The following is a 25,737-nucleotide window of genomic DNA, read 5'->3' on the forward strand; positions in this document are numbered from 1 at the left end:
GGTGCCGATCAGCGATCCTGAGTGGACCGGTGCGTAAAGGTCCACGAGGAAGGATCAGCACTCATGGCCGCACCTGCCGAGACTCCGCGAAAGGTGGAGGTCGCGCTCGATACGGGCTTGCGACGAGACGTCGGCAAGATCGGACTGCTGTTCACCGGTGTCGGTGCGATCATCGGATCGGGTTGGCTGTTCGGCGCGCTCTACGCATCCCAGATCGCGGGTCCTGCCGCGATCTTGTCGTGGGTGATCGGCGCCGTCATCGTCATGGTGATCGGGCTCGTCTACGCCGAACTCGGCGCGATGTTTCCGGTCGCGGGCGGCATCGTCCGATTCCCGCACTACGCCTTCGGCTCCTTCACCGGCTACAGCGTCGGCTGGCTGAGCTGGCTCGCCGCGGCGACGGTGACCCCCGCGGAGGTGCTGGCCACAACGCAGTACGCGGACCCCTACATTCCCTGGTTGATGACCGAGGCCGACGGCGTGCCCGTGCTCACCGGCTGGGGGATCGTGGTCTCGGTCGCCCTGATGTTCGTCTACAGCCTGATCAACGTCATGGGCGTGAAACTGTTCGCCCAGTTCAACAACGTGCTGGTGTGGTGGAAGCTCGCCGTCCTCGCCCTGGTCGTGGTGATGTTCCTCGGCCTGGAGTTCAACCCGGGCAACCTGACCCAGCACGGTTTCGCCCCAGAGGGCTTCGGCGCGGTGCTGACCGCGATTCCGGCGGCCGGTGTGGCATTCGCCTATCTCGGCTTCCGCAACGCCGTCGAGTACGCCGCGGAAACGGACAACCCGCAGAAGAACGTACCGTTCGCCATCATCTGGTCGATCATCATCTGCGCGGTCATCTACATCGCGCTGCAGATCGCCTTCATCACCGGCCTGCCGGCCGAGCTTCTCGGCAACGGCTGGTCCGAACTGGACTTCGCCGACTCCGCCGGTCCACTGGCCGGGCTGGCCGTGGTCCTCGGCGCTACCTGGCTGGCCATCCTCCTGCGGGTCGACGCCGTCGTCTCACCCGCTGACACCGGCCTCATCTACGCGGGCGTCACCACTCGGCTGGCCTACGCCAACGCGCGCAACGGAAACGCTCCTGGCTGGCTGGAGAAGCTGAACAGCCGGGGCATTCCGTGGTCCGCGGTCATCCTCGGTTTCGTCGTGGGTTGCATCTTCTTCCTGCCGTTCCCCGGTTGGCAGCTCTTCATCGGTTTCATCACCGCCGCGTTCGCGGTGTCGTTCGGCCCTGGTTCCGTCGTCGTCGGCGCACTGCGCAGGCAACTGCCCGACCAGGACCGCCCGTTCCGGCTGCCGTTCGGTGACCTGCTGCCCATCCTTGCCTTCTACGGATCCAGCATGCTGGTCTTCTGGAACGAGTGGCCGATCAACGAGAAGATGTTCGTCGCCTTCCTCTTCGGCTACATCGTCTATGCCCTGTATCACTTCACCGCGAAGCGGGAGCTTCCACCGCTGGACATCAAGAACGGTCTGTGGTTCCCCATCTGGGTTCTCGGCATCATGGTCGTCAGCTACCTCGGCGATCTGGATCCCACCCAGCCCCCGTCGGATCCGTGGATCCTGAACGGTGGGGACGGGCCGATCGGCCTCGGCCTCGGCGCCCTGATCCTGCTCGGCTGGAGCATCGCCATCTACTACTACGGCGTGGCCAGCAGGCTTTCGCCGGAGCGGGCGGCCGCCTACATCCAGCGCCTGCCGACGCAGGACCTGGAGACCGAGGTCAAGTAGCCACAGAGAATTCAGCCGAACGGCGGGCTCGGTCCAGGTGGCCGGGCCCGCCGTCGTCGTTCCCGCCCCCAGCGCGTGCGGACACTCACTTGGCAAGACCACCCCCGGCATGGCATGGTCAGGGAACAACCACACACCGCGGGAGCTCGCGCCATGGCGGGCTGAGAGGGTGGCTGGTCCCGTCCGGGATCTGGCGCCGCCGACCGCATGAACCTGACCGGGTAATGCCGGCGTAGGGAGTGATCTTCGTTGACGACGCTGGAAAACAACGCTGCTGACATTCGTCCGAGCGTGACCACCGGACCCATCACTGGATCACACAAGGTCTACCACCACACCGAGTCCGGCCTGCGGGTTCCCGCACGCCGCATCGACCTGTCCAACGGCGATCATTTCGACGTGTACGACACCTCCGGCCCGTACACCGATACCGATGTCGACATCGACGTCCACAAGGGACTGCACCCGATGCGTACCGGGTGGATAGACGGCAGGGAGCACAAGACCCAGCTGGAGTGGGCGAAGGCCGGAGTCGTCACCCGCGAGATGGAGTTCGTCGCGGCCCGGGAACGGATGGACCCGGAGTTCGTCCGCGCGGAAGTCGCGTCCGGCAGGGCGGTGATTCCGGTCAACCGCAGGCATCCGGAGAGCGAGCCGTCAATCATCGGGAAGAACTTCCTGGTGAAGGTCAACGCCAACATGGGCAACTCCGCCGTGTGGTCGTCGGTGGAGGAAGAGGTCGACAAGATGGTGTGGGCGGCCCGCTGGGGCGCCGACACGATCATGGATCTCTCCACCGGTAAGCGGATTCACGAGACCCGCGAGTGGATCGTCCGCAACTCGCCGGTCCCGGTCGGCACGGTGCCGATCTACCAGGCACTGGAGAAGGTCGACGGGGAGCCGGAGAAGCTCACCTGGGAGCTCTACCGGGACACGATCATCGAGCAGTGCGAGCAGGGCGTCGACTACATGACCGTGCACGCCGGGGTACTGCTGCGGTACGTCCCGCTGACCGCGCGACGGGTCACCGGCATCGTCTCCCGCGGCGGCTCGATCATGGCCGCGTGGTGCCTCGCGCATCACCAGGAATCGTTCCTGTACACGCATTTCTCCGAACTCTGCGAGATCCTCCGGGCCTACGACGTCACCTTCTCCCTCGGTGACGGCCTCCGCCCCGGATCGATCGCGGACGCCAACGACCGGGCCCAGTTCGCCGAACTGGAGACGCTGGGCGAACTCACCCACATCGCCAGGGAACTCGGCGTGCAGGTGATGATCGAGGGCCCGGGACACGTGCCGATGCACAAGATCAAGGAGAACGTGGAGCTCGAGGAGCGGCTTTGCGGCGAGGCCCCGTTCTACACGCTTGGTCCACTCGCGACAGACATCGCCCCTGCCTACGACCACATCACCTCGGCTATCGGGGCGGCGCAGATCGGCTGGTACGGCACGTCGATGCTCTGCTACGTGACACCGAAGGAACACCTGGGACTGCCAAACCGGGATGACGTGAAGACCGGCGTGATCACCTACAAGATCGCGGCACACAGCGCCGACCTGGCCAAGGAGCACCCGCACGCGCAGGACTGGGACGACGAACTGTCCAAGGCGCGTTTCGAGTTCCGCTGGAACGACCAGTTCAATCTCTCGCTCGACCCGGACACCGCGCGGGCGTTCCACGACGAGACCCTCCCGGCTGAACCGGCCAAGACCGCGCACTTCTGCTCGATGTGCGGGCCGAAGTTCTGCTCCATGCGGATCACGCAGGACATTCGCAAGTATGCCGAGGAACATGGCCTGTCCAGTGTGGAGGCTATCGAGGCCGGCATGAAGGAGAAGTCGGAGGAGTTCGGCGAGCGGGGCAACAAGGTCTACCTGCCGGTGGTGGAGCAGCCGGCCGCCCACTCATGACGGCCACTCCACGGACCGCCCTCACCATCGCCGGATCCGATTCCGGCGGTGGTGCGGGCATCCAGGCTGATTTGCGCACATTCTTCGCCTGCGGGGTGCACGGAATGACCGCCATCACGGCCGTCACCGTGCAGAACTCCCTTGGTGTGCAGGGATTCACCGCGATCGACACCGAAACCGTGGTGGCGCAGATCAAGGCCGTCGCCGGGGACATGGGCGTCGACGCGGCCAAGACAGGCATGCTCGCCACCGCGGAGATCATTGGTGCCGTGGGGGAAACTCTCGACGAGGTCCGCATCGGACGCGACGCGGATACCCCGTTCGTCGTGGACCCCGTGGCCGCCTCGATGCACGGCAACGCATTGCTGCGCGAGGATGCGCTGGAAGCGATCCGCACCGAACTGTTTCCGCGCGCGACTCTGGTGACGCCGAACCTGGACGAGGTACGGCTGCTCACCGGTATCGAGGTCACCGGGCCGGAGAGCCAGCGTGCCGCGGCAGACGCCCTGCTGGCTTTCGGTCCACAGTGGGTACTGGTCAAGGGTGGACACCTGTACTCGGACCCGCAGTGCGTCGATCTCCTTTCCGACGGAACCCATGTGGTCGAGCTGAAGGGCAGGCGGCACGACACCCCGCACACCCACGGCGGGGGCGACACGCTGGCATCGGCCATCACCGCAGCACTCGCGAAGGGACTCGGGGTTCCGGACGCCGTGGAGACCGGCAAGCGGTTCATCGAGCGTTCGGTCGTCGAGTCGTATCCCCTTGGCGAGGGCATCGGCCCGGTCTCCCCGTTCTGGCGGCTGGACAGGAGCGACCCGGACTGAACATCCGTCTGCCCGTCCCACCTGGCCGAGCATCTCGGGGACTTGGTGGGGACACTGGGAAAATGACTGGCGTGAATGGCACCGATGACCTGCCCGGCAACCTCGGAGCGGACGCCCCGATCGCGACCGCACCACCCGCGGCATTGACGATCGCGGGGTCGGACTCGGGCGGAGCGGCGGGCCTGCAGGCCGATCTGCGGACGTTTCTCACCTGTGGTGTCCACGGTCTCGTCGCCGTCACGGCCGTGACCGTGCAGAACACGCTCGGAGTACACGATCGCTCGGACGTTCCAGCCAGGATCGTGGCCGGGCAGATCGAGGCGGTCGCGGCGGACATGCCTGTCGGCGCTGCCAAGACCGGCATGCTCGCATCCGCCGAGATCATCCACGCGGTCGCTTCGGCCTGTGACACGGCGGGGATCGGGCGAGATCACGACATCCCGTTCGTCGTCGACCCGGTGGCCGCGTCGATGCACGGCCACCCACTGTTCGACGCGGCCGGGCTCGAGGCGCTGCGGGCGGAGTTGCTACCGAGGGCCACGGTGCTCACCCCGAACCTCGACGAGGTGCGCCTGCTGACCGGGATCGAGGTCACCGAGCGGGACCAGATGCGGGAGGCCGCCGTCGCACTGCACGCGATGGGGCCGCGGGCCGTGCTGGTGAAGAGCGGGCATCTGACGGCGGACCCGGAGTGTGTCGACCTGCTCTACGACGGCCGGGCGTTCACCGAGTTGCCGGGCCCGAGGGTGCGCACCCCGCATACGCACGGGGCGGGCGACGCGATGGCGTCGGCGCTCACGGCGGGACTCGCCAGGGGCATGAACGTCGCGGACGCGGCTCGGTTCGGCAAGTGGTACGTGGGCAACGCCGTCCTGCACTCGTATCCGATGGGCGCGAAGGTGGGGCCGGTGTCCGCGTTCTGGCGGCTGGCTGCGGAGGAATGGAACCCGCAGCACCCCCCGCTGACCGCGTCCGACCGATAGCATTCGCGCGTTTGGGTTTCCGGCGAATGTGAGGGGCGACTCGGTGACACGCGACCGGCATCGGGATCAGGTGCGCCAGCTCGTGGAGAGCAAGGGCTTCCAGAACTTCATCATCTCGGTGATCGTGTTCAACGCCGTCACGCTGGCGCTGGAGACCTCGAGCAGCATCCTTGCGGCGTACGGCGGAGTGCTGCACGCACTGGACTACAGCGCGCTGGCCATCTTCGTACTGGAACTGCTGGCGAAGTTCTACGTCTACCGGAGGAACTTCTTCCGCGACTCGTGGAACATGTTCGACCTGCTGGTGGTCGGCATCGCCCTGGTTCCCGCGGCGGGGCCGTTCGCGGTACTGCGCGCCCTGCGGGTGTTGCGCGTGCTGCGGCTGATCTCCGTGGTCCCCTCGATGCGCAAGGTCGTGTCCGGGCTGCTCGCCGCGGTGCCCGGGATGGCCTCGATCGCGGCGCTGCTCGGGCTCATCGTGTTCGTCGCGGGGGTCATGTCGACCAAGATGTTCAGCACGGTCTCGCCGGAGAACTTCGGCGATCTCGGCACTTCGCTGTTCACCCTGTTCCAGGTGATGACCGGCGAGGCATGGCCGGACATCGCGAAGGACGTGATGGAGCAGGTCCCGATGGCCTGGATCTTCTTCGTGGTCTACATCCTCGTGTCCAGCTTCGCCGTGCTGAATCTGTTCATCGCGGTGGTGGTCAGCGCGATGGAGGACCAGCTGCGCGACGACCTGCTCGAGGAGGAGGCCAAGCAGACCGAGCAGCAGGCGGTCGCCAACGCCGAGATCCTCGCCGAACTACGAGCCCTCCGCGCCGAGGTAGCCGCCCTACGCCCCCACCCCTGAGCAACCGGGCCGGGGTGCCTGCAAGTACCACCAAGCAAGATCTGTGAGTGTGTGGGGTGGCGGCTGTGGTCTGGGTCGCTGTCAGGCTTGGTGCTGGTGATCTCGGCGTGGCTCCAGCAAGATCTGGCCGCTTCTGGCGTGCCCTGCAGTTGACGTGTCCGCCGGGATCGCCGGCACCGGCCTGGCCCACCCCGTTGGCCTGATCAGAAGCCTGTCCGCCGTGGGCGTGACCCGTCACAGATGTGCCACGTGGTGATCCCACCCAGGCCGGTGCCGACCGAAACCGACCCAGTCTGGAAGGGACCAGGCCTATGCCCATGCTGGCAGACATCGTCGATGCCGTCATCGGCGCCGACACCCACCGCGACACCCACCAGGTCGAGCTCGCCACACCCACCGGCGCGGTAATCGCGACCTGCTCGATCCCCAACACCAGCACCGGCTACGCCCAACTGCTGGCCTGGATCGACCAGCACGCACCCGGCGCCCAGCTGGCCGCATCCATCGAGGGCACCCGCAGCTACGGCGCCGGCCTGGCCCGCGCGCTCACCGCAGCCGGGATCCTCGTCCTCGAATGCGAACAACCCACCCACACCACCCGCCGCGGCACCGGCAAATCCGACCCCATCGACGCCCACCTCGCGGTCCTGACCGCGCTACGACTGCCCGCCGACCGCCTGCCCACACCCCGCGCCGACGGCGACCGCGAAGCACTACGGATCCTGCTGGGCGCCCGCACCGACCTCACCACCACCCTCACCGCACAAACCAACCGCCTGCGCGCACTACTGCGCGACGGCGACGACAGCGACCTCGACCTCGCCCGCAGCACACTCACCACCACCATCCTCACCACACTGGCCCACCGCACCACCAGCACCGGCACCAGCCGCGAACACACCATCCGCCAAGCCGAGATCCGCCGCCTCGCCCACGCCCTGCACACCACCCGCCGCGACCTGAACACCAACCGCACCCAACTCCACGACATCGTCAACGACCTCGCCCCCGGGCTCACCCACCAACCCGGCATCGGCCCCGTCTCCGCCGCCCAAGCCATCGTCACCTTCTCCCACCCCGGACGCTGCCGAAACGACGCCGCCTTCGCCGCACTCGCCGGCACCAACCCCGTCCCCGCCAGCAGCGGCCGCACCATCCGCCACCGCCTCAACCGCGGCGGTGACCGAGCACTCAACAACGCCATCCACACCATCGCCATGACCCGCATGCGCTGCTGCCCCACCACCCGCGCCTACGTCACCCGCCGCACCGCCGAAGGCAAAACCCCCCGCGAAATCCGCCGCTGCCTCAAGCGCTACATCACCCGACAGCTCTACCGCACCCTCACCAACACCATGACCCCCACACCACACCCTTGACACACATAGAAGCGTCAACTACGTCGTTAACTACCCCCAACCCACGGCGCCGCACCCTCTGACTCGGTAGCACTTAGCGCACGTGTTGATCTTGCTTGGGCGTACTTGCAGACGCACCAAGGGGGTCGGGGACGGCTGTCAGGTCTTCTCCTCGTCGGCGAGGAGGGCCTCCAGTGCCGGGAGTGCGGATTCGAGGGCTTCGCGGTGTTCCGGGGAAAGGCGGTCGATTCGCTTGCCCAGTTCCTGCACCCGCGTGGAGCGCACCCCGGACACCAGTCGTTCGCCCTCCTCGGTGGCCGTGGCCAGCCAGGCGCGCCGGTCGAGCGGATCGGACTCGCGCCGGACGTAGCCCGCCTCGACCAGTGCCGCGACGATGCGCGACATCGTCGCGGCCGCCACCCCCTCCTTGGCCGCGAGGTCACCGAGCCGCAACTGCCCGAAGTTCACGAGCGTGGCCAGCGCGGAGATGGCACCATGCCCCGGCCCGGGCGTTCCCGCCTGCCGTAGCGAGCGCGAGAGCCTGCCCACGGCGAGAAACAACCTGCCGGGGACGTCCTGTGAGGGCGACGTGGTCACCTTGCGCTCCTTCGAATGTTTGCGCGTCGTTGGTCCGTGCCTGGCACGAACGGGAGAAATTTCGGTCCACCATACGGGCCGGGCGCGCTTTGCCTTCGAAAGAGTGACGCGGGTCAGCGTGGCGGACTCGACGCATGCGCCCAGAACCGTTGCGGAATGCGCCCCGCCGCCCTGGCAAGCCTTCCGCCCGTGACGGCCGACCGCATCGCGAACGCCATCCGCTCCGGATCCTGTGCCCTGGTCACCGCCGTGGACAACAGGACGGCGTCGCAACCCAGCTCCATCGCCAGCGCCGCGTCCGAGGCCGTGCCGATGCCCGCGTCGAGCACCACCGGCACGCCCGCGCGGGAGACGATCAGCTCGATGTTGTGCGGGTTGCGGATGCCCAGTCCGGTGCCAATCGGCGCCCCCAGCGGCATGACCGCGGCGCACCCTGCCTCCTCGAGGCGAAGCGCGAGCACCGGATCGTCGTTGGTGTACACCAGCACGGTGAACCCGTCGGCGACGAGTTGTTCGGCGGCGTCGAGTGTCTCCACCGGATCGGGCAGCAACGTGCGTTCGTCGGCATGCACCTCGAGCTTGATCAGGTCGGTCTCCAGCGCCTCCCGCGCCAGCTGTGCCGTCAGTACGGCCTCGGCGGCACTGCGACACCCCGCCGTGTTCGGCAGCAGCCGGATGCCGAGCCGCCGCAGCAGCTCCAGCACACCTGACCCGCCCTCGGCATCGGCCCGCCGCAGCGCCACGGTCGTGAGCTCGGTCCCCGAGGCGACCAGGGCCTTTTCCAGCACGGCCAGGTTCCCCGCGCCGCCGGTGCCGATGATCAACCGGGACCGCAGCTTGTGCTCCCCGATCATCAGCAGGTCGTCGCTGCCGTCGGTGACTACTTCTCCAGCCATCTCAACCTCCTTGCACAGCTGTAAGAATCTCGATGTGCGCGCCGGGAGGCACGACGGCCTCGGCCCAGCTGCCGCGGCGCACCACCTCCCCGTCGAGCGCGACCGCGACCCCGCGCCGATTCGCGCCGACCTTCTCGAGCACCTCGGTCAGGGTGCTGCCGTCGGCGAACTCGTGTTCGGTCCCGTTGACCTGCGCTCTCACGCGGAACCCTCCTTCTCTCGCGTCCGGTCCGGATGTGCGGCCACCGCAGAGGCAGGTGGCTCGACGCCGGTCAGCAGCGCGACCACCGCGTCGGCGGTCACCGGAGCCAGCAGCAGACCGTTGCGGTGGTGGCCGGTGGCCGCGAGCACGCCATCGGTGAGCGCACCGATATAGGGCAGGTTGTCCGCACTCGCGGCCCGCAGTCCTGCCGAGGTCTCCACCAGCTCGTACTCGGCGACGGCCGGGAACACCCGCTCGGCGTTCTCCAGCAGTTCGCGCACTCCCCGCGCCGTCACCGTGGAATCGAAACCGGCCTCGTACTGGGTGGCGCCGAGCACGAGTTCCCCATCCTCGCGCGGCACCAGGTAGCAGGGCCTGCCCTCGACCACGGCCCGCACGGTGCGGTGTGGCGGCGGCAGGCTTGCCCTGCGGGCCCGCAGGCGCAGGATCTCGCCTTTCAGCGGCCGTACCCGCTCAGCCAGTTCGGGGTGCAGGCGAGAGCTCCATGCCCCCGCCGCGAGTACGACATGCGCGAACTCCCTGGTCGAGTCACCTGTGCGCACCTCGTTACCGCCCACGCCGGTCACGGGCGTGGATTCGAATCGCACGCCCCTGCCGGTCGCGGCGTCGATCAGGGCGTCGAGCAGCCTTCGGTTGTCCACCGCGAGATCGCCGGGCACAAGCAGGCCGCCGCTGAGCGACGACCCGAGACCGGGCTGCGTTCTGCGGAGTTCACGACCACTGAGCACGGTCACTTCGCGGCCGAGCGAGGCTAGGTACCGCGCGAGCACGATCAGTTGCTCGACGTCGGCGCGATCCGCACCCGCGACGACGGTTCCCGCTTCGGACAGGCCGGGATCAGCACCTTCCGCCCGCAGGTCCTCGGCGAAGCCAGGCCAGCGCCGCAGCGACTCCTCGCCGAGACACAGGACGTCCTCCTCGCCGGGCCAGGCCTCGGCCACGGGCGCCAGCATGCCGCCGGCGACCCAGGACGCGCCACGCCCCGGCGCCGGGTCGAACAAGGTCACCTCGAACCCGGCTGCCGCCGCCCGCCAGGCCACGGACAAGCCGATGACCCCACCGCCGACGACGGCGAGTGGTGTCTCCACGGTGCGTTCACTCATCGCTGTGTTCATTCAAGAACTCACGCTCCCTGCGCCGGCATGATCCGGATCAGGTTCCACGGTCGGAGCGGTCGCGGCTCCCTCTCAGCCCGTGCCTCGGGCTCCCGTGCGGACGCTTCCCACCGTATCGCGAGCGCTACGGTGGACGCCATGCCAGGGCTCGAAGGACACCAGATCAGACGGCGGCTAGCCGATTCGCGGTTGTATCTCTGCACCGATGCCCGCAGCTCGCGGGGAGACCTCGCCGAGTTCGCGGAAGCCGCGCTCGCGGGCGGGGTGGACATCATCCAGCTGCGGGACAAGACCGACGGTGTCCCGTTGGAAGCGAAGCAGGAACTCGCCGCTCTCGAGGTGCTGGCTCAGGCCTGCGCCCGGCACGGGGCACTGCTCGCGGTGAACGACAGGGCCGACGTCGCGCTCGCGGTCGACGCCGACGTGCTGCATCTCGGGCAGGACGACATCCCGGTGTCGCTGGCCCGGCGCGTCCTCGGCGACGATGTCGTGATCGGCAGGTCGACCCACTCGGCAGGACAGGCCCGCGCCGCCGCCGAGGAGGCTGGAGTGGACTACTTCTGCACCGGCCCCTGCTGGCCCACACCGACGAAGCCGGGCCGCACCGCACCGGGTCTGGACCTCGTCCGCGCGACAGCGGCGCTGGAGCAGGAGCGGCCATGGTTCGCGATCGGCGGGATCGACCACGAGCGGCTGCCGGAGGTGCTCGACGCGGGCGCGGATCGGGTGGTCGTGGTCAGGGCGATCACCGAGGCCGAGGACCCGGCAGCGGCCGCACGCGGACTCCGGGACAGGCTGACCCGCTGACCCGGGTCAGGAGTCGTCGGACTGTTCCTCGCCCGCACCTGCCCCGGCACCACCGGCATCTCCGGCATCTCCGCCCGGATCGGACGATGGCGAGGACTGCGAACTCGGCGGGCTGCTGGTCGGCGGCTGTGTGGATTCGGAGGGCGCCGAGGACGTTTCGGACTCCCCGGTCTCCTGCGGCTCGCTCGACCCCGAGGTGCTCGTCTCGGTGCCGCCGTCTGCGGCACCACCCTGCTCAGGGGCCTTGGACTCGGTCGGCTGCACGTCCCCACCCGTACTCACCGGCAGTTCCTGCTGCTCATCGCCCTGACCGCCGCCAGCGCCGATGAGCTTGCCCACGGTGTTGCCTTCGCCGCCGGAAACCGCGTTTCCGGTGGTCAGCTCGAATCCGGTGAGCACCAGCATGCCGATCATGAACGCCAGCACGCTGGTGCCGATGATCAACGGCCAGCGCAGCCTGCCGAAGCGGCGGTTGCCGCTCTCACCCTCCCCCTCGGTCGTGAACATGTCCGTATCCGCCGGATCGGCCTCGCCGATCGCCGCGGTGTCGCCGGTATCGGCCCCCGCCTCCACGGTCACCGGGACCACCCTCGGCTGCCGTGTGCGTTGATCGGAGAGGGCAACGAGCACCCTCGTGCGGCGAGCGGCCTCCTTCGTGCGACGCAACGAACGGAGGTAGATCTCGCTGCCCACCGTGGTCGCGATACTGATGATTCCCGCGCCGAGTACGGTGCCGTACACGCCGAGTGACGAGCCCACGAACGCGGCGGTGATGGCGGCCAGTGCGGCCGCGGCCACCTGGATCGGTTTGACGCCCGAGCTCTCCTCCGGCGCCCGCACCTCCACCGGCTCTGTGTCCGGTCTTTCTGGCTCCTGCTTCGACATTCCCCGCCCCTACTCGCTTTTCCCCACGTCTCAACGAGTAAGTCGGTTCAGATGCTCCCGCCGTTGCCCCACAGTGAGCACCGACACTACCGGTTTGTCCACATCGGACAAGAACAAACGTCGATCTCACAAACGGCCGACGGCGACGCGGATCAAGCGCGATACAAGGTAGTCACGAACTTGTACCGGTCGCCGCGATAGATCGACCGGACGAACTCGACCGGTTTGCCGTCCGCGGCGAACGAGTGCCGGGACAGCAGCAGCATCGGCATGCCGACGTCGGCGCCGAGCAACTCCGCCTCCTGCGGGCCGGCGAGCGCGGTTTCGAAGGTCTCCTCCGCCCGCTCCATCTCGACCCCGTAGTGATCGCGGAGCACGGCGTACAGCGATCCCCCGTCGGCCACCTGCTTGCGCAGACCACGAAACCGCGCCAGCGGCAGATGGGTGGTCTCCAGCGCCATCGGCTCGGCGTCGGCGAGGCGCAGGCGGTGCAGCCGCAGTACCTTCGCCCCGGCCCGCATCCCGAGCAGTTTCGCCAGTTCGGCGTCGGCGGGCAGTTCCTCGACGTTGAGCAATTTGGAGGAGGGCTCGCGGCCCTGTGCCCGCATGTCCTCGGTGTAGGAGGACAGCTGCAGCCGCTGTGCGAGCTTTGGCTCGGCGGCGAAGGTGCCCTTGCCCTGGACCCGGTGCAGTCTGCCCTCGACCGTGAGGTCGGCCAACGCCTGGCGGACCGTCGTCCGGGACACGTTGAAGTCTCCGGCCAGCGCTCGTTCGGTGGGGATCGGCGATCCGGCAGGCAGCGCCTCGAGCAGGTCCAGCAGGTGCCGCTTGAGCGCCCAGTACTTCGGCTCGCGCTGCACCCTCGCCCCGGACACCTGGGCGGCTTCTCCTGCGGTGGACGTCTCCAACATGACCGACTCCTCGAAATCCGTGTCCCGACTCCTCCACCCCACAGCATGCCCTCTCGTGAGCACTGCGGAGCCTCAGGGAGGAAAAGTACCCTTCGCACGTATGCTGTCGACCAGCTAGCATTGGTCTAGACCTCATTGGACCACTCACGTACCGCCGGAATCGGGAGCGAGATGACCAGCAGCGACAGCGGGCAACGACCGGGCGAGCATATGAGCGCCGAGGTCGCCGAACAGCCAGCCGTGCTGGCCGGGCTCGTCGACCGGCGGAAGGACATCGCCGAGGTCGCGCGGAGCATCGCCGCGCGGCCACCGAGGTTCGCGCTGCTCGCGGCCCGTGGGTCCAGCGACCACGCGGCGCTCTACGCCAAATACCTGATCGAGGTACTACTCGGCCTGCCCGCGGGCCTGGTTTCGCCCTCCACCGCGACGCTCTACGGCGCCAAACCCGATCTGCGGGACGTGCTGTTGATCTCGGTGAGCCAGAGCGGGGGCTCACCGGACCTGCTCGAGGTCACCGAGGCCGCACGACGGCAGGGCGCCCTGACCGTCTCGGTCAGCAACACTCCGTCGTCACCGTTGCACAGCGCCGCGGAGCTGGCCGTGGACATCGGCGCGGGCACGGAGAACGCGGTCGCGGCCACCAAGACCTACACCGCCACCCTGATGGCGCTCTACCTGCTGATCGACGCCGTCCGTGGCGGCGACGCCACCGAGGTGGCCACGATCGGCGAGCGGGCACAGCGCGCTCTCGACAGCACCGAGGACGCCGTGTCCAGGGCGGTGGACCGCTACCGGTTCGTCGAGCGGGTCATCACGACCGGCCGTGGCTATTCCTACGCGAGCGCGGCGGAGTCGGCGCTCAAGCTCGCCGAGACCAGCTATCTCGCCGCGCGTGCGTACAGCGGGGCCGACCTGTTGCACGGTCCGGTGGCGGCCGTCGACCGGGAGACCGCGGTACTCGCGGTGACCAGTGCGGGCCGGGGCGGGGCGGCGATGCACGACGTACTCGACGCCGTATCCGGCAGGGGGGCCGACGTGCTGGCGGTCGGCTCGGCCGCCGCGACGATGCCCGCCGCCCTCCGGGTCGAGGTGCCGGAGACCGCGGAGGAGGTCGCGCCCATCCTGGAGATCCTGCCGATTCAGCGGCTCGCGCTCGGCCTCGCTCTGGCCAGGGGCGGGGATCCGGACCGCCCGCGCGGGCTGCAAAAGGTCACCAGGACCCGGTGATGGACCGAAACAAGGGGCACGTCGTCGGAGTGGACGGCGGCGGCACGGCCACGAGGGCGTTGGCGGTCGGCCCGGACGGGAACGTGCTCGGCAGGGGCCGGTCCGGCGGCGCGAACCCGAATTCCCACTCTCCCGAGGACGCGACGGCACACCTCGCCGAGGCGATCACGCGGTCGCTGGACGGACTGGACGCGGCGAGGACGCGCGCCTGCGTCGTGGGGATGGCCGGGGCGAGCAAACTGAACGATCAAGCCGTCGCGGAGGCGTTCGAGCGGACCTGGGAAGGCCTCGGGCTCGGCTGCCCTGTCCGCGTCGTCAGCGACGCTGAGGCGGCGTTCGCCTCGGCCACGACCGCGCCCGACGGGACGGTACTCATCGCGGGCACTGGCTCGATCGCCGCCAGGATCCGCAAGCGCAGACGTGTCTCGGTCGCCGGAGGTTACGGCTGGTTACTCGGCGACGAGGGTTCGGCGTTCTGGCTGGGCAGGCAGGCGGTCCGGGCGACCCTGGACGCGCTCACCGGCGGCCGGTCGCTCGACGGGCTGCCGGAGGCGGTACTCACCGAGGCGTTCGGGGCGCCGCCCGCGGGCGCACCGCTCGAGGTCGCGCACAAACTGATCACCGTGGCGAACGCGGAGGCACCGATCCGGCTCGCCCGCTTCGCGCCACTGGTGAGCGCGGCCGAACAGCATGGTGACCCGGTCGCCGGGGAGATCACCACACGCGCCGCGGAACTGCTGGTAGCCCAGGCACTGGCGGCCAGAGAACCGGGCGAGGACACCCCGGTGGTGCTGGTCGGCAGCGTCCTCAGCCAGTGCGGTCCGGTGGCCAAGGGGGTGCGCGCCGGTCTGCGGGGCCTCGAAGTGCTGGCCAGCGCCGACGGCGAACTCGGCGCGGCCTGGCTAGCCGCCGTAGACGCCTACGGCGAAAACGCCCCCCGCCCCCAGTTGCGGTAAGCGAGCCCGAGCTGGCCGTGGGCACCGGCCAAAGTTCCCCAATGTGGCTTTGGGGACGTTGGAGTTCCCCAAAGCCGCATTGGGGACGTTGAAGTACCCCAAAGCCACATTGGGGAACTCCCGTCCCGCGCCGCGCTCCGCCGGAGTCAGCGCGCGCTCTCGCCCTCGCTGTCGGCGGCGAGGCGCAGGCCGGGGTGGTCAGCAGGCAGCGATTTGCGCAGCACCCAGCCGCTCACCGCGATCGTGAGCGCCACCAGCGGCCAGGAGAGTGCCGTGCGGGCGACGCCGAGAGCAACGACCGCGCCGCTCCACCAGAGCACGCCGAACACGATCACCCTGATCACGTACTGCAGCACCCAGATCCAGCTGGCCCGCGAGTAGGCGCGCAGTAGCGCGGGATCACGCCGCCAGCGGGTCCGCTGACCCAGCAGCGTGCCCACCACCACGCCGAGCAGCGGCCAGCGGAGCACGATGCTCGCGGTCCAGACCAGCGCGCTCACCACGTTCGACAGCAACTGGATCAGGAAGAAGTCCTCGGCGCGCCCGGTGTACAACGCGATCAGCGCGCCGGCGATCACCGCGGTGAGGCTCACCAAGACAGCGCGGGCCTTGCCGCCCCTGGAGAGCCGTACCGCGCCGACCACGATGCTCACCGCGATCGCGGCCGCGGCACCCCAGGCGATCGACCTGTCCGTCACCAGCCAGCCCAGCACGAAGGCCGCCGGCGGGAGGCTGGCGTCCACCGCACCCGCACGCCCACCGAGCAGGGTGGCCAGCGATTCCCGCGCCGGCGCGGGCTCAGGCACGGGACTGTCGGTCACGTCCTATAGCGTGCCTCAAAACAGCCAGTGGGTCAGGCCCGGGTGAGAGCTTCATTACATCCTTCCGTCCGTGATCGGGGCGAAGGGGAGCGGCACCGCCGGAAAAGCGCTCGATGTCCGATGGAACGAGGGCGCCATCCAGGCAGTCCGTGTAATGGGGATGCGGGCTCGGCCGACAAAGGAAGAAACTGGGAACTCCGTCGAAACCGACGGCGGCGCAGGGCAGGACTACCTGGACAAGCTGGGGTGTTGGCCAGGAGGACGGACGCACTTGGCGGGGATCGCACCAGGCGCGGATGGAGGGAGACTCAGCGTGTATGCCTTCGACAGTTACGTTGCGCTCGGGGACAGCTTTACCGAAGGGCTGAACGACGCACGACCGGACGGCACGTTTCGCGGCTGGGCCGACCGTCTCGCCGAGATTCTCGCGGGAGGACGCACCGGTTTCCGGTACGCGAACCTCGCGCTGCGGGGCAAGATGCTGGCCGAGGTCGTCGAGGAGCAGCTGCCGATCGCCCTGGACATCCGGCCCGACCTGGTGACCCTCTGCGCGGGTGGCAACGACATCATCGTCCCCGGCGCCGACGTCGATGCCGTCGCCGAGCGGTTCGAGTCCGCGGTCGCGCAGTTGCGTGCGGCCGGGATCAACGTCGTGATCTTCACCGGTCCGGACACCAAGCAGGTGTCGGTGATGAACATCCTGCGCGGCAAGGTCGGGATCTACAACGCACACCTCTGGGCCATCGCCGACCGCTACGGCGCCAAGGTCGTGGATCTCTGGGCCATGGACGCCCTGCATGACCTGCGAGCGTGGAGTGACGATCGGCTCCACTTCACGGCGGAAGGGCACCGCCGGATCGCGCTGCGCACCGCCGACGTGCTCGGCATCGCCATCGAAGCGGACTGGCGCGAGCCGTGGCCGGCGAACGACGAGCACGCCACCTGGATCACCTCTCGCCGCTCCGATCTGGAATGGACACGGGCACACCTGCTGCCGTGGATCCGCAGGCAGCTGCGCGGCGAGTCCATGGGCGACGGCCTCGCCCCCAAACGTCCCCAACTGACGCCGCTGATCGAAGCGGCGCCCGAGCCACCGCTGAACGGCTTGGTCGACGTCGCCGCCTGCAACCCCGACCTGCGCTGATCCACCGATCGGCTGGCGTTCTCGAGTCGCATCGGGACCCACGCGGGCTTACAGTCAGCCCATGTCCGGTCCACGCGGTTGGCTCCCGCTGATCCCGCTCGGACTGCTGGTGACAGGGGTGCTCACCCTGCTCGCCGGATGGACAACCGGGCAGGACATCGAAGCCGACCTCACCGAGCGTTCGGCCGCCGCCCTCGCCGAGAAAGGGCTTGGCGGCGGGGCCGTCACGTTCGATGGCCGGGACGCGACGCTGGACGGATTCACCGGTGACCGGGCGGCGCAGGCCGCGGCCGCGGTGCGGTCGGTCACCGGAGTCCGGGTTGTCGAGCAGGCAGGCGACAACGGTTCCGGCGGGCAGAGCGTCGAGGAACTGCAGGCCGAGATCGACCGCTTGCTGGGCGAAACGCCGATCACGTTCGTGCCGGACACGGCCGAACTGACGCAGGAGGGCGCGCGCTCCGCCCGTGCGGTCGCCGACCTGCTCACTGGTGCACGCGAATTCTCGGAGATCGAGGTCGGTGGACATGTCGCGGCGACTCCGGGAGACGAGTCGACCGCGATGACGCTGTCCACGAGACGGGCCGAGACCGTGGTCGATCTGCTGACTTCGGCGGGAGTGCCCGCGGAGCAGATCACCGCGAGGGGGTACGGCGCGACGCGCCCACGCACCGACGGCGGCGACAACCGCCGGGTGGAGATCACACTGAGGTGAGAGAGGGGTTGCCATGCTGTGGCTGGCCGGTCAGATCTGGCTCTGGTTGCTGATCTCCTTCGCGCTGGGCGCCGGGATCACCGGGTTTCTCCTCACTCGACGGCAACCTGGGAAGGCACAGGCCGGGCGCGCCGAACCCCAGCCGGAGCGGGTCCGCGACGACCGCGCCGACAGCCGGGCGGGTGGTCGGGAAACGGCCGAGGCTCCCGAACGGATCTCCGGCGACATCCCGCTGCCGGCTGCCGCGTACGACCGGTTCGAGCCCCAGGACGACGACCTGACGCAACAGATCAACCTCGGCGGTCAGTCCGGGACACTGCCACGCGACGACGACTGGCGCTCCAGGAACGACTGGCCGCGAGAGGACGAGGGGCACACCACCGAGATCGTGGACGACTCGGGCCACCGTCCGCACGAGCGCTGATGCCGGACTGATAAATTCGAACATCCATGCGAGTGAGGCCCGCGCCGGAGCATCTGGGGGAAGCCATCGATGCGGCGCGTGCCGTCCTCGGCGTGGATCTCGAAGGGCGTTCTCGGGCAACTCGCCGCAGGACTCGCACCGTAAGGAGGCAGGATGGCGCTCCCGCACTGGACTCCGGACAGCCTGCTCCCGCCAGGCCGGCATCCGGCCGACCTCTCCGACATCTACGAGCGCTTCGTATGGGACGCCCCGCATCGCAATGAGCGGGAGAACCTGTTCGGCGCGCTCGGTGGTTACCTTGGCGTGGTCATGCGGATGATCCCGGCGGGAAGAGCCTGGATCGGCGGTGGCTTCACCACCCGGATGGATGGCGTCCCCAGCGACATCGACGTCCTGCTGCTGCCCGACGACTGGGGCAGCCTCAAGCGCCTCGACAGTGCGGGCAGGGCCGAGTTCTACGGTCTGCTGACGCTGCGGGGCGTGATCGTGGAGCAGCCGGTGATGTACCTGGACCAGGTGCAGCCGGTCGGTGGGTTGTTGGACGGCTTCCTCTGCCGTCCCGGCGACGAGGAAACCTGGGCTGAGACGTGGTCGGCGGTGCGGGGCCCGCACGGCCCGGTGGAGGGGCTCGTCAAGGGCTTCGCGGAAGTGACCTGGTGAGGACGGTATGAGGTTCCGGCACATCGCCGACGACATCCCCGGTGGCACCTGGCTGGACGACCTGGCGCGCGCCTCCGCGATGTCGGCGTACGCCAAGTTCGAACGCACCTCGCGGGCGCCGCTGCTACGGGTCTCGGTTCTCGGATCGACCCAGCTCGACGCATACACGTTCTCCGACATCAGCCGTTCACTGCAGGACGCGACCGCGAAGGTCGGGCATATCGTCCGCAATCCGCAGGGCGAGATCACCTCCGTGCAGCCCGCGGACCGGGAGAAGGCCCCGTTGATCCAGCGTGGCCAGGCGGGCAACACGATCTTCTTCGGCTTTCCGGAGATGAGCGCCGAGGACGCGCTGATCCAGGACGGCATCGAGACGTTGTCCGAGCGCGCGGTGAAGGAACTCTGTGACTTCCTCCCGGTCAACGGCTCCGACGACGGCGCGCTCGACGCGGTGCTGCTGCAGCGCGACACGGTGCGCAATGCGGTCAGCGACATCGTCAACGCGGTGACCAAGAATTCGGGCATCGGTCTCACTCTCACACCGACCTCCGGTGAAGAGGTGGCGCGGAGCATGACCACGGAACAGGCCAGGGTGCTGCAGAGCAGCCTCCGGGAGTCCCGTGAGGACGTCGGCTACGAAACGGTGAGCGGCAGGCTCGACGGCGTCCGAACCCGCAGGCGCATCTTCTATCTGGAACGGGACACCGGCGGAACCATTCAGGGCGCCGTCGCGCCCGACCTGCTCGACGAGATCAAACTGAAGCTCGACCAGCCGGTCACAGCGCGCCTGCGCGTCGTACGAACGACGACGATCGACGGCCGGCGAGGCAGGCCGGTGTACGAACTTCTGGAGATCCATTCCCAAACGAGCCTGTTCGACTGAGGCGGCAACGGAACTCCACCCCAACGGCAGCCGCCCGCCGAAGGAGACGCACGCAGCGCGAAGCCTGCGAAGCGCTGCCAAAACAGCACCGACTGAGGCGGCAACGGAACCTTCACCCCAACGGCAGCCCTCCGCCGAAGCGCTGCGGCCGGTCCGTGTTCGGGACCGGCCGCGAACGCCAGTCGCTATATCAACGGTTTCCCAGCTTCGCGGCGGTCCCCTTCTCGTCGAGTCCGGCCAGTACCTGTGGCAGTGACCCCTGATGCAGGACGCCGAGGCGTTGAGTCGCACGCGTGAGTGCGACGTAGAGCTCGGCAGCACCGCGTGGGCCTTGGGCGAGGATCCTCGCCGGTTCCACGACCAGGACGGCGTCGAACTCCAGGCCCTTCGTCTCCGAAACCGGCACCGTGCCCGGGACGCCCGGTGGCCCGATCACGACGCTGGTGCCTTCGTATCCGGCTTCCTGCCGGACGAACTCCTCGATAGCAGCGGGCAGTTCGTCCTCGGTGACCTGCCTGGACCACGGCTGGACACCGCAGGCGCGAACTGATTCCGGCGCCTGGACTCCTGGCGCGAACTCCGCGAGCAGCGTGGCGGCGATGGCCATGATCTCCGCCGGGGTGCGGTAGTTCACCGAAAGCGACCGGTAGACCCAGCGGCCGGGTACGTACGGCCGCAGCATCGTGTCCCACGACGTCGCTCCGGCCAAGGAGCGGCGTTGGGCGAGATCGCCGACCACCGTGAAGGATCGGCCGGGACAGCGCCGCATCAGCACTCGCCAGTCCATTTCGGACAGCTCCTGGGCCTCGTCGACCACGACGTGCCGATAGGTCCAGTCCCGGTCGGCGGCGGCGCGTTCGGCGAGTTCACGAGTGTCGTGTTCGACGAACCGGTCGGCGAGGTCCTCGGCGTAGAGCAGGTCCGTTGCGAACAGGTGATCGTCGTCGTCCATCGAGTCCTGGCGGTCGACGAGCATGTCCATCACGCGGGTGGCGTACTCGGCCTCGGCCTTCCGTTCCCGCTCGGCCGACTTGTCCGCCGACCCGTCACTGCCCAGCAGGTCGACCAGTTCGTCGAGTAGTGGCACGTCCGAAACCGTCCAGGCATCCCCGTCGACGCGAGCCAGCGCCTCGTCGGCGCCTGCCGCTCGCAACCGCTCGGGTGAGGTGTACAGCGACGAAAGCAGCGATTCCGGGGTCAGCACCGGCCAAAACTCGTCGAGCGCGGCGGTGAACTTCTCGTCCTGCGCGAGTTCGGCGAGCAGGTCGGCTCGCAGCTGCTCCCAGCCCTCGCGGTCCTCCCTGGTCAGCCAGCCCCGACCGATCCTGGCTATCGCCCGTTCGGTGAGCACGTAGGTGACGATCTCGGTGAACACCGCGCGGGCCTCGTTGTGCGGCAGCCCGCTCGCGCGCGCCTCCTCCCTTGCCCACTGCGCGGTCTCGACGTCGATCCGCACCGTGACGTCCGCCAGGTCGATCGACAGCGGGTCATCCGGCAGCCGCTGCCGGTCGGCGACCGCGGCCGCGAGCACGTCGAGGATCTTCAGCGAGCCCTTGAGCCGCACCGCCTCCGGGGTGTCCTCGGCCGTGACGTGCAGACCGGGCACGAGATCGCCGGTGGTCATGAACACCACGTCGGATTCGCCGAGTGACGGCAGGACGCGGCCGATGTGGTTCAGGAACGCCGGGTTGGGCCCGACCACGAGCACGCCGTGGCGTTCCATCCGTTCCCGCTGGGTGTAGAGCAGATACGCGACGCGGTGCAGCGCCACCACGGTCTTTCCGGTGCCGGGGCCGCCCTCGATCACCAGCACTCCAGGGTGCTCCAGCCGGATGATCCGGTCCTGCTCGGCCTGGATCGTTGCCACGATGTCGCGCATTCCCGCACCCCGAGGTGCGTTGACCGCGGCGAGCAGAGCGGTGTCCCCACGCTCGGCGGCATCGGGACGGCCGAGCACCTCGTCGGTGAAGTCCACCACGCGACGCCCGCGCGTGTGGAATTGACGGCGCCGGCGCATGTTTTCCGGATTCGCCGCGGTGGCGACGTAGAAAGCACGTGATGCCGGCGCCCGCCAGTCGAGCAGCACGGGTTCGTAGGAGTTCTCCTCGTCGAAAAGACCGATCCTGCCGATATAGGAATGCTCTCCCGAAAGGGAATCCAACCGGCCGAAACACAGTCCGTTGTCCACCACGTCCAGCCGCTTCGCCTCTTTCGCCAGCGCGCGCACCTCGACGTCGCGCTCCATGGGCGAGGTGATGTTTTCCCGAGCGACAGGGCTCCGCAACGCCGCTGTGTACGCAGCCTTCACCCGCGCGCGCTCGGCGTCCAGCCGCCGGTACAGCCCAGCCACATAGCTCTGCTCGGACCGCAATTCGCCTTCATACCCCTGAGTTGACACATGCCCCTCACTGTGACTAAACTGATTTTAGATCGGCTGTTATCCATTTATGTATGGACGACAAGCCGACTTTTTATTATCCCTTTGACGTCAAGCCCGGTCACATTCGGGCGTTTTTCAGGTCAGCAGCGGCTCGAAATCGCCGCGCGACCGAAGAGTGCGTCCGGGCTCATCCTCGCGCTTTCCCGGGAAAGCGCGGCAGCGCCAACGCCACTGGCCGGCCGGAACTCCCCCCACCAGGGCCGACCGGCCAGCACGCAACGGCTCGTCTCGCGAGACGCCCGTTCTCTTCGCGACCCTCCCTGGTCTGCGAAGGAACAGTGCTGCCACAGCAGCTCCTCCCCCGAAGGCCACTGTGGCGAGCACCGCGAGCGGGACAGTACGCCGAACGGCCGTGTCGCCACTAAGAATCCGCTAAACGTCGGCTGGCCGGAGCCGATCCAGTTCTGCCCGGATTTCCACGGCGGAGCGGGAACTGACCCGCTCGTGCAGCTCGAGCGCGACCCTGAGCTGCTCACGCGCCGCCGACACGTCACCGCGCGCGCCTAAGATCCGGCCAAGAGTGAGCCTCGCCACACCCTCTTGCAGAACGAACTCGCGGGCGACGGTGAGTTCGATCGACTCCCGCGCGTAGCGTTCCGCCTCGATCGGCTCGCCAACTGCAAGGTGCAGTTCGGCAAGGTTGTTCAGCGACACCACCGCATAGCTGTCGTCGCCGAGCTCCCGGTCCACGCGCAGCGAGGCACGCTGATGATCGATCGCTTCGGCGTACCTGCCCGCCCACTTCTCCGCCTCCGCGCAGTTGTTCAGCGCCTGGCCGAGCAACGCCAGGTCACCGTTGCGTTCTGTCTCCTCGATCGCCGTCCGCAGCCGGCTGATCGCCTCGTCGTCCCTGCCGGAGAGGACGAGGGCACAACCGACGTGGATGTCCGCGGAGATCCGCAGCCGGTCGTCGCCAAGCCGCCGCGCGAGGTCAAGGGCCGTCTCCGCGTCGGTCAGGCTGCCTTCGGCCTGCCCGAACGTCAGCGCAACGGCACATCTGGAGATCAACATCCAACAACGCCCCAGCTCACTGCCTGCCGCCTCGGCCGCGGTCAGACCGAGCTCCACCAGCCGGGTCCATTCGTCCCACCACGGCCGCACCACGCGGTAGGTGTGCACCACCCTCGCCAGTTGCCACGCGTCCTCATGGGCACCCGATCCATTCGCCGCCTCGATCACGGACAACAGGTTCGCCCATTCCCCGGCGAACCAGTCCAGCGCTTCGTCGAAGGTGTTCAGCGGGGGCAGCGCCGCACTGGCCTCGGCCAGCAGTCCGGTGAAGTCAAGCGGGTCCACGATCCGCAGGAGGCGCCTGCGTGCCCGGTCCGCCACTACCTGGTAGTACCGCACCGCGCAGGCCAGTAGCTCCGACCGTTCCGCCTCGGTCAGCTCTGCCTCGGCCAGTTCACGCACGTAAAGCCGCACCAGGTCGTGGCAGGTGAACCGATCCCGCTGCGGTTCGACCAGCAGATGGTTGGCCACCAGCAGCCGCAGCCTGCGCCGGGCCTCGCCGACCTCCACGTCGCAGAGCACCGCGAGCAGTCGCGGGTCCACTTCGGCGAACGGCAGGACCCCGATCGCCCGCAGTGTCAGGGCGATCTCGCTATCCAGCCCCCGGTAGGACAGATCGAGAGCGGCGCGCACGCTGGCCGCGCCGCCATCGGTTTCCAGTGCCGACAACCTGGTCCGCTCGTTGGCAAGGTCCTCCAGCAACTCCGCGCCGATCCACTGTGGACTTTCCGCCAGCCGGGCTCCCGCGATCCGCAGGGCCAGCGGCAGGTAGTCACACAGCCGTGCCAGCCGTTCGTTGCGGTCATCGACAGCCGTGCCCGCCAGTTCCTCGATCAGCCGCACCGCATCGTCGGCGGCCAGCACATCCAGCGCGCGTAGCCGCGCGGTGTTGCTGACGGCGAGTCCGTCCAACCTGGAACGGCTGGTCACCAACGTCATCGAGTGCGAACCCGGTGGCAGCAAAGGGCGAACCTGCTCCGCCGACCTCGCGTCGTCCAGCACCACCAGCACCCTGCGGCCGGCCAGCAGTGATCGGTAGAGCGCGACCCGCTCGTGCAGCCGATCCGGCAACTCGGACGCGACGACGCCGAGCCCGAGAAGAAACTGGTTGAGCACCTCGGCAGGGCCGAGTGCGGGCATCCGTGGATCGAATCCGCGCAGCGAGGCGAAGAGCACGCCGTCCACGAACTGCCCGGTCGCCCGGTGCGCCCACCAGACCACGAGTGCGCTCTTGCCGACTCCGGCAGGGCCGGTGAGCACACCGATGGCTCCTGCCCCTACGTCGGCAAGCGCGCTCAGCTCATCGAGCCAGGACAACTCCTCGTTCCGTCCGGCAAGGCCGGGGAGCGCGGCGGGCAACTGGGCCGGTACCAGCGCAACGGTGCCCCCGGTTTCCGTGCCCACCAGATCGTCCCGCAGCAACCGGTCGTGCAGATGGCGCAGCTCGGGGCCCGGGTCGATGCCGAGTTGCTCGGTCACGTATTGCGAGACCTGGCGATAGACATCGAGCGCATCTGCCCTTCTACCGGCCCGGTACAGCGCGAGCATGAGCTGACCGACGGTGCGCTCAGCCGCCGGATTCTCCCGCACCAGCGGCGTGAGTTCCGCGATCAGCTCGGCGTGCCTGCCCAGCTCCAGGTCGGCGTCCACCCTGGCTCCGTGCACGGCCAGCCGCAGCTCCTCGAGTGCGGGTGCCGCCACGGACTGCGGAACACCACCGAGGACCGGTCCGCGCCACAGCGCGAAAGCCTCACGCAGCAGTTCCGCACGTAACGCCAACGGTGCGACCGCCGCTCGCTCCAACAGGGCCCGTGCGCGGTGCACGTCGATCCGATCCGGATCGACGTGCAGCTGGTATCCCGGTGGCGCGGTGCGGATCCGGGCCGACTCCGCGCTGTCCGCGCGGTCCTCCCCGTACACCGATCTCAGCACCCGCCGCAGGTGGGACACGTTGCCGTGCACGATGGTTCGTGCTGTCGCGGGTGGCTCGTGTCCCCACAGGGCATCGATGATGTCGTCGAGCGTCACGACCTCGTTCGCGTCCAGTGCGAGCAGCGCGAGCAGGCCACGAACCCCGGGTCCCCCGACCGGTATCGCCTTCCCGTTCCGCAACAGTTGCACCGGGCCAAGCAGGCGAATGCGCACATCCGGCCCAGCGCCGTCGTGAATATCCCGTTCGTCCACGTCCCGTCCCCCCGGTCGGTCTCCAACGAGAAGCCGAACGTATCGCGAACAACGGTGTCCACGGATACGCAACAGTCATTTCGCTTGAGACGACACCAAAGGTCGTCACCCGTTCGGCGGGAGCGGACACAAGTACGGCCCCGTGCCATCAGTCCCGATCTGATGGCGC

General features: G+C 68.5%; 23 protein-coding genes and 1 riboswitch. Of the genes, 14 read left to right on the plus strand and 9 right to left on the minus strand.

Going from position 1 to position 25,737, the window contains the following annotated elements:
- Nucleotides 1-63 precede the first annotated feature (63 nt).
- From D0C15_RS11745 to D0C15_RS11770, 6 genes are all read left to right on the plus strand, one after another.
- A complete protein-coding gene (locus D0C15_RS11745) occupies nucleotides 64-1,740 on the plus strand; it encodes an APC family permease (RefSeq protein ID WP_116044057.1) in 1,677 nt (558 codons plus the stop codon).
- Nucleotides 1,741-1,989: 249 nt separating this feature from the next.
- The gene (thiC, locus tag D0C15_RS11750) at nucleotides 1,990-3,651 is read left to right on the plus strand and encodes a phosphomethylpyrimidine synthase ThiC (protein ID WP_162830039.1); all 1,662 of its coding nucleotides are present in this window, start codon (nucleotides 1,990-1,992) and stop codon (nucleotides 3,649-3,651) included.
- On the plus strand, nucleotides 3,648-4,478 hold the full coding sequence (thiD, locus tag D0C15_RS11755; protein ID WP_116044061.1) for a bifunctional hydroxymethylpyrimidine kinase/phosphomethylpyrimidine kinase: 831 nt from the start codon (nucleotides 3,648-3,650) through the stop codon (nucleotides 4,476-4,478). Before thiC ends, thiD (D0C15_RS11755) begins: the two co-directional genes overlap by 4 nt.
- A 62-nt stretch (nucleotides 4,479-4,540) precedes the next feature.
- Nucleotides 4,541-5,461: a bifunctional hydroxymethylpyrimidine kinase/phosphomethylpyrimidine kinase gene (gene thiD, locus D0C15_RS11760; RefSeq protein ID WP_116044063.1), complete on the plus strand. Its 921-nt coding sequence runs from the start codon at nucleotides 4,541-4,543 to the stop codon at nucleotides 5,459-5,461.
- A 43-nt stretch (nucleotides 5,462-5,504) separates the two neighbouring features.
- A complete protein-coding gene (locus D0C15_RS11765; protein WP_116044329.1) occupies nucleotides 5,505-6,314 on the plus strand; it encodes an ion transporter in 810 nt (269 codons plus the stop codon).
- 311 nt (nucleotides 6,315-6,625) lie between these two features.
- Nucleotides 6,626-7,693 (plus strand): IS110 family RNA-guided transposase, encoded by a 1,068-nt coding sequence (locus D0C15_RS11770; RefSeq protein ID WP_116044066.1) that lies wholly within the window; start codon nucleotides 6,626-6,628, stop codon nucleotides 7,691-7,693.
- 138 nt (nucleotides 7,694-7,831) lie between these two features.
- Here D0C15_RS11770 and D0C15_RS11775 read toward each other — a convergent pair whose 3' ends face one another.
- The 4 genes from D0C15_RS11775 to thiO all read right to left on the minus strand — a co-directional run bounded on the left by D0C15_RS11775 (nucleotide 7,832) and on the right by thiO (nucleotide 10,491).
- Nucleotides 7,832-8,269 carry a MarR family winged helix-turn-helix transcriptional regulator gene (locus tag D0C15_RS11775; RefSeq protein ID WP_116044068.1) on the minus strand — a complete coding sequence of 146 codons (438 nt, stop codon included), beginning with the start codon at nucleotides 8,267-8,269 and terminating at the stop codon, nucleotides 7,832-7,834.
- Between the two features lie 113 nt (nucleotides 8,270-8,382).
- Nucleotides 8,383-9,165: a thiazole synthase gene (thiG, locus tag D0C15_RS11780; protein ID WP_116044070.1), complete on the minus strand. Its 783-nt coding sequence runs from the start codon at nucleotides 9,163-9,165 to the stop codon at nucleotides 8,383-8,385.
- A 1-nt stretch (nucleotide 9,166) separates the two neighbouring features.
- Complete coding sequence (gene thiS / locus D0C15_RS11785) at nucleotides 9,167-9,367, minus strand: sulfur carrier protein ThiS (protein WP_116044072.1); 201 nt, start codon at nucleotides 9,365-9,367, stop codon at nucleotides 9,167-9,169.
- On the minus strand, nucleotides 9,364-10,491 hold the full coding sequence (gene thiO / locus D0C15_RS11790) for a glycine oxidase ThiO (protein WP_116044330.1): 1,128 nt from the start codon (nucleotides 10,489-10,491) through the stop codon (nucleotides 9,364-9,366). The genes thiS and thiO overlap by 4 nt, the downstream gene beginning before the upstream one ends.
- 9 nt (nucleotides 10,492-10,500) lie before the next feature.
- A riboswitch (TPP riboswitch) is annotated at nucleotides 10,501-10,609 on the minus strand.
- A gap of 32 nt (nucleotides 10,610-10,641) precedes the next feature.
- Here thiO and thiE point away from each other — a divergent pair.
- Nucleotides 10,642-11,310: a thiamine phosphate synthase gene (thiE, locus tag D0C15_RS11795; RefSeq protein WP_116044332.1), complete on the plus strand. Its 669-nt coding sequence runs from the start codon at nucleotides 10,642-10,644 to the stop codon at nucleotides 11,308-11,310.
- Nucleotides 11,311-11,316: 6 nt separating this feature from the next.
- On the opposite strand, the gene D0C15_RS11800 is transcribed toward thiE, so the two are convergent.
- Both D0C15_RS11800 and D0C15_RS11805 read right to left on the minus strand, forming a co-directional pair.
- Nucleotides 11,317-12,195, minus strand: a complete 879-nt coding sequence (locus D0C15_RS11800) for a hypothetical protein (RefSeq protein WP_162830040.1) — start codon at nucleotides 12,193-12,195, stop codon at nucleotides 11,317-11,319.
- Nucleotides 12,196-12,347: 152 nt separating this feature from the next.
- Nucleotides 12,348-13,106 carry a GntR family transcriptional regulator gene (locus tag D0C15_RS11805; RefSeq protein WP_116044075.1) on the minus strand — a complete coding sequence of 253 codons (759 nt, stop codon included), beginning with the start codon at nucleotides 13,104-13,106 and terminating at the stop codon, nucleotides 12,348-12,350.
- A gap of 171 nt (nucleotides 13,107-13,277) precedes the next feature.
- Here D0C15_RS11805 and D0C15_RS11810 point away from each other — a divergent pair, with 171 nt between their 5' ends.
- Entirely contained in the window at nucleotides 13,278-14,333 is a 1,056-nt protein-coding gene (locus D0C15_RS11810; RefSeq protein WP_245975713.1) for an SIS domain-containing protein, read from the plus strand.
- On the plus strand, nucleotides 14,333-15,289 hold the full coding sequence (locus tag D0C15_RS11815; RefSeq protein ID WP_116044078.1) for an N-acetylglucosamine kinase: 957 nt from the start codon (nucleotides 14,333-14,335) through the stop codon (nucleotides 15,287-15,289). The genes D0C15_RS11810 and D0C15_RS11815 overlap by 1 nt, the downstream gene beginning before the upstream one ends.
- A gap of 146 nt (nucleotides 15,290-15,435) precedes the next feature.
- Here D0C15_RS11815 and D0C15_RS11820 read toward each other — a convergent pair whose 3' ends face one another.
- A complete protein-coding gene (locus D0C15_RS11820) occupies nucleotides 15,436-16,110 on the minus strand; it encodes a DUF3159 domain-containing protein (RefSeq protein WP_116044080.1) in 675 nt (224 codons plus the stop codon).
- Between the two features lie 313 nt (nucleotides 16,111-16,423).
- Between D0C15_RS11820 and D0C15_RS11825 the strand changes: the two genes are divergently transcribed.
- The 5 genes from D0C15_RS11825 to D0C15_RS11845 all read left to right on the plus strand — a co-directional run bounded on the left by D0C15_RS11825 (nucleotide 16,424) and on the right by D0C15_RS11845 (nucleotide 19,933).
- The gene (locus D0C15_RS11825) at nucleotides 16,424-17,254 is read left to right on the plus strand and encodes an SGNH/GDSL hydrolase family protein (protein ID WP_116044082.1); all 831 of its coding nucleotides are present in this window, start codon (nucleotides 16,424-16,426) and stop codon (nucleotides 17,252-17,254) included.
- A 61-nt stretch (nucleotides 17,255-17,315) separates the two neighbouring features.
- Nucleotides 17,316-17,966, plus strand: coding sequence for an OmpA family protein (locus D0C15_RS11830; RefSeq protein ID WP_245975714.1), 651 nt, complete (start codon nucleotides 17,316-17,318; stop codon nucleotides 17,964-17,966).
- Nucleotides 17,967-17,979: 13 nt separating this feature from the next.
- Complete coding sequence (locus D0C15_RS11835; protein WP_116044084.1) at nucleotides 17,980-18,390, plus strand: hypothetical protein; 411 nt, start codon at nucleotides 17,980-17,982, stop codon at nucleotides 18,388-18,390.
- 153 nt (nucleotides 18,391-18,543) lie between these two features.
- Entirely contained in the window at nucleotides 18,544-19,050 is a 507-nt protein-coding gene (locus D0C15_RS11840; protein ID WP_116044087.1) for a DUF6932 family protein, read from the plus strand.
- Nucleotides 19,051-19,057: 7 nt separating this feature from the next.
- Nucleotides 19,058-19,933, plus strand: a complete 876-nt coding sequence (locus tag D0C15_RS11845; RefSeq protein WP_116044089.1) for a hypothetical protein — start codon at nucleotides 19,058-19,060, stop codon at nucleotides 19,931-19,933.
- A 190-nt stretch (nucleotides 19,934-20,123) separates the two neighbouring features.
- On the opposite strand, the gene helR is transcribed toward D0C15_RS11845, so the two are convergent.
- On the minus strand, nucleotides 20,124-22,331 hold the full coding sequence (gene helR, locus D0C15_RS11850) for an RNA polymerase recycling motor ATPase HelR (protein ID WP_211323174.1): 2,208 nt from the start codon (nucleotides 22,329-22,331) through the stop codon (nucleotides 20,124-20,126).
- A 414-nt stretch (nucleotides 22,332-22,745) separates the two neighbouring features.
- A complete protein-coding gene (locus D0C15_RS11855; RefSeq protein WP_245975715.1) occupies nucleotides 22,746-25,568 on the minus strand; it encodes an AfsR/SARP family transcriptional regulator in 2,823 nt (940 codons plus the stop codon).
- Between the last annotated feature and the right edge of the window lie 169 nt (nucleotides 25,569-25,737).

It is taken from the genome of Amycolatopsis palatopharyngis (assembly GCF_003385185.1).
In the GTDB taxonomy this organism is placed as follows: domain Bacteria; phylum Actinomycetota; class Actinomycetes; order Mycobacteriales; family Pseudonocardiaceae; genus Amycolatopsis; species Amycolatopsis palatopharyngis.

Excerpts from the sequence above, each read along its gene's own strand:
- D0C15_RS11745 (WP_116044057.1), top strand. The coding sequence starts at position 64 with ATGGCCGCACCTGCCGAGACTCCGCGAAAGGTGGAGGTCGCGCTCGAT.
- thiD (WP_116044061.1), top strand. The coding sequence starts at position 3,648 with ATGACGGCCACTCCACGGACCGCCCTCACCATCGCCGGATCCGATTCC.
- thiD (WP_116044063.1), top strand. The coding sequence starts at position 4,541 with ATGACTGGCGTGAATGGCACCGATGACCTGCCCGGCAACCTCGGAGCG.
- D0C15_RS11770 (WP_116044066.1), top strand. The coding sequence starts at position 6,626 with ATGCCCATGCTGGCAGACATCGTCGATGCCGTCATCGGCGCCGACACC.
- thiG (WP_116044070.1), bottom strand. The coding sequence starts at position 9,165 with ATGGCTGGAGAAGTAGTCACCGACGGCAGCGACGACCTGCTGATGATC.
- thiO (WP_116044330.1), bottom strand. The coding sequence starts at position 10,491 with ATGAGTGAACGCACCGTGGAGACACCACTCGCCGTCGTCGGCGGTGGG.
- thiE (WP_116044332.1), top strand. The coding sequence starts at position 10,642 with ATGCCAGGGCTCGAAGGACACCAGATCAGACGGCGGCTAGCCGATTCG.
- D0C15_RS11800 (WP_162830040.1), bottom strand. The coding sequence starts at position 12,195 with ATGTCGAAGCAGGAGCCAGAAAGACCGGACACAGAGCCGGTGGAGGTG.
- D0C15_RS11805 (WP_116044075.1), bottom strand. The coding sequence starts at position 13,106 with ATGTTGGAGACGTCCACCGCAGGAGAAGCCGCCCAGGTGTCCGGGGCG.
- D0C15_RS11810 (WP_245975713.1), top strand. The coding sequence starts at position 13,278 with ATGACCAGCAGCGACAGCGGGCAACGACCGGGCGAGCATATGAGCGCC.
- D0C15_RS11815 (WP_116044078.1), top strand. The coding sequence starts at position 14,333 with ATGGACCGAAACAAGGGGCACGTCGTCGGAGTGGACGGCGGCGGCACG.
- D0C15_RS11830 (WP_245975714.1), top strand. The coding sequence starts at position 17,316 with ATGTCCGGTCCACGCGGTTGGCTCCCGCTGATCCCGCTCGGACTGCTG.
- D0C15_RS11835 (WP_116044084.1), top strand. The coding sequence starts at position 17,980 with ATGCTGTGGCTGGCCGGTCAGATCTGGCTCTGGTTGCTGATCTCCTTC.
- D0C15_RS11840 (WP_116044087.1), top strand. The coding sequence starts at position 18,544 with ATGGCGCTCCCGCACTGGACTCCGGACAGCCTGCTCCCGCCAGGCCGG.
- D0C15_RS11845 (WP_116044089.1), top strand. The coding sequence starts at position 19,058 with ATGAGGTTCCGGCACATCGCCGACGACATCCCCGGTGGCACCTGGCTG.